Origin of the sequence: Silvimonas sp. (assembly GCF_031291215.1) — a bacterium.
Taxonomy (GTDB): domain Bacteria; phylum Pseudomonadota; class Gammaproteobacteria; order Burkholderiales; family Chitinibacteraceae; genus Silvimonas; species Silvimonas soli.
Genome location: NZ_JARLJK010000155.1, coordinates 1 through 5,058, shown reverse-complemented (window position 1 = coordinate 5,058; position 5,058 = coordinate 1). Strand labels below are relative to the sequence as shown.

The 5,058-nt window shown below is 60.0% G+C and carries 1 protein-coding gene; it reads right to left on the bottom strand.

Annotation, left to right across the window (positions count from 1 at the left end; translation table 11 throughout):
• Window positions 1–274: 274 nt before the first annotated feature.
• On the bottom strand, window positions 275–4,567 hold the full coding sequence (locus P4L78_RS22810; RefSeq protein ID WP_309330994.1) for a hypothetical protein: 4,293 nt from the start codon (window positions 4,565–4,567) through the stop codon (window positions 275–277).
• Between the last annotated feature and the right edge of the window lie 491 nt (window positions 4,568–5,058).

Here is a 5,058-nt window from a genome sequence, read left to right as displayed (position 1 = left end):
GGACAGGCGCACATCCCCACGTCGCCCCCATGCCGCTTCCTGGTGTGTCATGGTGGGCCTGCTGCACCCGCCCCCCTCACTCACTGTGTTTGTGTGTGTATGTGTAAGGTGTTGCCATGGAGCCAGGGCCCGCGGGAGCGCCCTGTGATGTCGGACAGGCGTTCATAACACCCCCGGCCCCATGCCGCTTCCTGGTGCCCGGCCCCCTCACTCACTGTGTTTTGTGTGTGTGTGTGTGTGTGTGTGTGTGTGTGTGTATGTGTTGTTATGCAGTTCATTCTTCTGGCATGTTCAGCTGTTTCCGAGCACCTCTACGCGGCTGTGGTTGCGGCGCCGCATGTTTGGCCACCTTCTTCACTGCCGTGTCGACTGGACTCGAGGTGTGTTGCCCAGGCCTGCCCAACGCCTTTATCGCCTCCTTCATCTTCGCACCCTTCGTACTCCGCCTAAACCGGTAGACTCGTGGGAAGCTGCTGTTGTCCATGAGCCACTTGATCTCCTCCTTCGTCTGTGTTGAAATGGCTGTGTCGTTGATCTGCAGCAGCTGATCACCAGGCAATATCCGCTGCTGTTGGACATCGAACCTCTCCAGCCCGGCCGTGACATACGGGACAACCAGCTTCGCCCCGATGTTTGTACCAACCCGTACCACGGTACCTTCTTTCGTCGCCTCCTGCACCTCCAGAGGGATGCCGGAAACGAAGCCTGGCTTCCCGCTTGGCGCTGTGACGAACATCTCGAACTGCACCTCGCCTCGTGTCGGCTGCTTCACCCAGTACGTCTCCTGATTCCCGCATTTGACCTTGCGGGAGTTGACTGTCTTGAGCTGTGCTCGCAGGGCTTGTACTCGCTCGTCTGGGCGCATGATACCTGCGTTCCGCAGCTCTGTGTAGATGCGAGACCGGCAGTACGCATCCAGCAGTAAGTCCAGCACACGCCGCCTTGTGTCTGCGTCCGTTGGCGTTGTTCCCGGTGCCTCCAGTGCGTCGATGGCGTCCACCACCTCGTCCCACTTCTGCCCAATGACGATGCTCGTCTTCATGCGGTGGCGGAAGTACCTCAGCAGGTCCTTGTGGAAGAGGAGAAAGTTACTTGGCTTCAGCACGTATGCGCGGCCCCAACGCTCAACGAAGAAGAAGAAGGCCGCCGCCAACTGTGTGGGGCAGCATTTCCGCTCGCCTGGCCAGTGGCGCAGCGCTATGGGCGGGACCACGAACCCAGCATTGCTGTTGAGCTTGTGCATCAGCCTCCAGGCCTTCGGATCCTTGCCTGCCCTGATGCTCTGATTCCGCGTGCCCTTGCGAATCAGGTATCCAAACCAGTGGATGAGGATCCGCTTCTCCGGCTCTGTGAATGGTACCTCTGGTGGCTCTGCCCGGCTCTCCCGCTCATCCTGGCGTCGCTGTTGGGGTGTGTCCCACGCGGCCTCGCGCAGCACTGAGTGAACACCAAATCGTGGTGCTGCCGGCGTCTCCAGCGCTGGTGCATCCCCTCCACCCTCCTCCTCCTCCCTGGCGGTGCGGCGTGGCGTCTGCTCGGGCTGGGCTTGCGCCTTGCAACACTCGCCGCATGTGCAACTCTCATCAACGTCACCCTCGGCGCCCTCACCCTCGGCGCCCTCTCCCTCACCGTAAGCCGCCTCAAAATCTTCGTATTCCAACGACTCGTCGCTGTCACTGGCCCCGTCATTCCAGTGCCCTACCACCGTCTCGTTGTGACACTCACACCCGCAGTCGTCGCCCGCCTCATCGTCACCCACCTTCTCCTCTGTGCCCACCTTCTCCTCTGTGTCCACGGCTTCAGCACGCAGTGGAGGAATCTCGCTGGGGGACCACTTGCGCCACTCCATCATCGGCAGGAGAAGCTTCCTCATCGCGACTTCGGCAACGTGTATGGCCAAGACGTGTTCGGCTGCTGTCAGGCCCTGCTGTCCGCCCGCCTGAGGTGGCACGTGGTGTCGCCACCGGCGGCCATGCCCGGTCACCACCGCATCGATGACGTACTTGCGAAGCTTGTGTGCCCGCTTGTCCCACGCCTGGCCCGACCATGCGACAATCATCTGGCCTTTAACCGGGTGGATGAAGTGGTGGAAGGCTGCCTCCAGCTCCTGACATGTGCAGGACAGGTAAGCCAAGAGTGCCTCCCGCATTGCTTGTGTGTTGAAGGTGTTGATGAGGCTGTTGATGCTGGCATATGTAGGCGCATCCTTCATCGTTTGTCGCCGCAACTGCTCCAGGAGCTTGCCAACATCCAGCGTCTCCCCGCCATCAGTGTCCGTGCCCAATCCACCAAGATCTCCGTCTTCCACGTCTGGTGGCGGAGCCGGACCACTCAGCGCTGTGCCAACAAAGGGGTCACTCACCTCGCCGCGCTTCAGTCGCTTTGCAAACTGTGAGTCGTCCACGTCTGCCTGGGGCTTGTTCAGCACGTTGTTGATGGCGTCACTTACCTGTTGTGACTGATGTACAGATATGATGCGCGAGTACGTGCCCATGGTCAGCTGCGTGGCAGATCCGCGGAGGCGAACCCGACCAAATGAGCCCTCAATCTCGCTTTGGCTCGGTGTGTGGATTGGAGGCAGCTCCCTCGCGTCCCGCCCCCGCCCAATCCGTGCCACGTACTGGTTGAGGAGGCCTTCCCACGCGGCGACGTAGCACTCACCACTCTCCAGAGTCTGGCTTGCAAAGCCGATGCGGGCGAGGTGCTGCTTTGAAATCTTCTGCCCCGGTGCACACTGGCGTATGAGCATGGCCTTGTACGCCTCCTGGTCCCCACGCATCTTCGCCAGGATCTGCTTTGACGTCTTCAGCCGGTGGTCCTCCGCGCTCCGGTAGCCCCATAAGTGACCAAACCGTTGTGTCCGCCATGCTTGGCCCAGGAACGTGTACTGCTGCACAAGGTGGGAGGTTGCTACAGGACTGATGCCGACCTTGCCAACGGCACGGCGCCCCGTGTCGTCCTTCCCCTCCGCTGCTGCTTGGATCACTTCGCTCTGCGCCTTCAACTTCTCCGTGTGCATGTCCAGCATCCCCACCGCTGTGCGCATGTTGATTGCCTTGTCGAAGAGGTCCATCCTCATCTTGGACGTCGCAGTGAGGTACACAGCCTCCTTGTTCAGTGCTGGCGCAAGGGCGGCGGAGCTGTTCACCTGGGTGTCGTACTCCAGCAACTCCTCAAATGGCGTCCAGCCAGCGAAGTCCCACCTGTCAGGCTGACCAACTGGGTCTGTTTGGACGGGGAGGATGCGGCTGGATGTGTCAGTGCCCTTCGCGTTGAACAGGGCATTGCGGAAGGCCTTCAACGCGTGCTCACTGTCGGGGAAGAAGAACAGCTTGGCGCCGTCCATGAGCGGGTGGGGACACGACACAGAGTCAGCTGTGACGGTCCCACCAGCAGCGCCTCCATGCGCCGGTGCCTGTGTGCAGTCGCATGGTGACTCCCGCATGCGGGCGCCTACCTCCTTCGCTCCCGCCTTTGTGCAGCCTGTTGCCTCGCAGAACGAGTGCCGCAGCTGGACGTTGCTGGTGTGTGAGTCGGCCATGACTCCCCACACCTCGAAGCCATTGGCGTGCAGTGCTATCAGCGCTTCAAGAAGCCACATCACAAGCCTGGTCGCCCGCAGTTCGTCCTTATCCGCACTGTGGAAGTGGCCGATGGGGAAGGAGAAGGAGTGGTCCAGCGAGGAGAAGTACCACTGCGTCGAGTGATCGCCAAGGAGGTGAGCAGCCGCGCTGTAGTCCCGATCCTCAATCGCGTCCATTTCTTCAGCAGTGTATCCGTCCCCCACTGCTGCAGCGAAGAAGTATGTGTCATCCTTGCAGCCGGTCAGGTTTTGGAGCCGATTGTTTGTGCCAACGCCGGTTTGGATGAAGACGTCATCAAAGTGCACCATGCCCGCTCGGGATGCTTCCCGTCCTTCTCCAAACACACCAGCAGCGCGTGCCGCCTCCACCATCTTCACCAGGCCGTTTGGGTCAAAGCGGGTGGACAGGCTGCCGGTGTCGCCCAGGGCATTCAGCGTTGACGGAGAGGGAAGGAAGGGGAGCGCCGCGTGTTGAAGCTTGTAGTTGGACTTGCCACCGTGGGTGTACTGGGAGTTGGCGTAATGGAGGACACGAGGGTGGTGTTTGTAGGTCTTCTTCCCGGTGAGGATGCGGTCACAGGCTGTGCTCATCATCGCACCGAGTAAGGTGTGGTACTCAGCGTCCGCTGTGTGTGTTGGAGAGCTTGATGTCATCTTGTTGAACACCTGTACCAGGTCGATGGCTTGCAGCAGGGCCAGGTCAGCCTCCGCCTCCTGCTTCTGCGCCTTCTTCAACTCCATCTTCTTGTGGTCCGCCTGAAGGGTGAGCTCCGCAACCTTCAGGCAGACTGCCCGGTTGCCTGCGTTGATGGGCAGTATGCGGTCCATGTCCGTGCGATCGACGTGCTTCAACACCTCGCTGACTGCTGTCCGCTCGGCTGCTGTCCGCTCGGCTTCTGCCCGCTTTGCCTTCATGCCGTCTGCGGGAGGCTTGCTTTCCCTCATCACCATCGCATGCAGCTCGTCCAGTTCCGCCTGCGCCATGCAACCAGAACATGTACGAAATTGTACTGCGCGTGCGCGTGTGTGTGCTCAATCGCGTTGTACCTGCAGGCGTTTCACCAATTCTGTGCATTCCGAGCCACGTTTCTGGATGCGCTCTTGAAGCTCAGATGCCCAGCTGCTGTTTGCCCTCTTCAGCTCGTGCACCCTCTTCTGGAGCTTGCAGATGAGACGCTCTTTCTCCTGCACCTGTGGGACACAGGCGCAGAATCAGTTAGCGACAGGTGCATAGCGGGGTGTGCGTGTTTCTTGTGTGTGTGTGTCATGTGTGTGTGACATATGTGTGTGTGTGTTTGTTTGTGTTTGTGTGCGTGTGTGTTGTGTGGTGTGTGACTGTTTGTGTGGTGTGTGTGTGTGTGTGTGTGTGTGTGTGTGCGTGTGTGTGTGCCAGTGTGTGTGTGTGTGTGTGTGTGTGTGTGTGTGTGTGTGTGTGTGTGTGTGTGTGTGTGCGAAGTGCGTGGGGTTGGTGCGAG

What these genes read in the sequence shown, in the direction of transcription:
- P4L78_RS22810 (WP_309330994.1), bottom strand. Translation starts at nt 4,567, where the DNA reads ATGGCGCAGGCGGAACTGGACGAGCTGCATGCGATGGTGATGAGGGAA.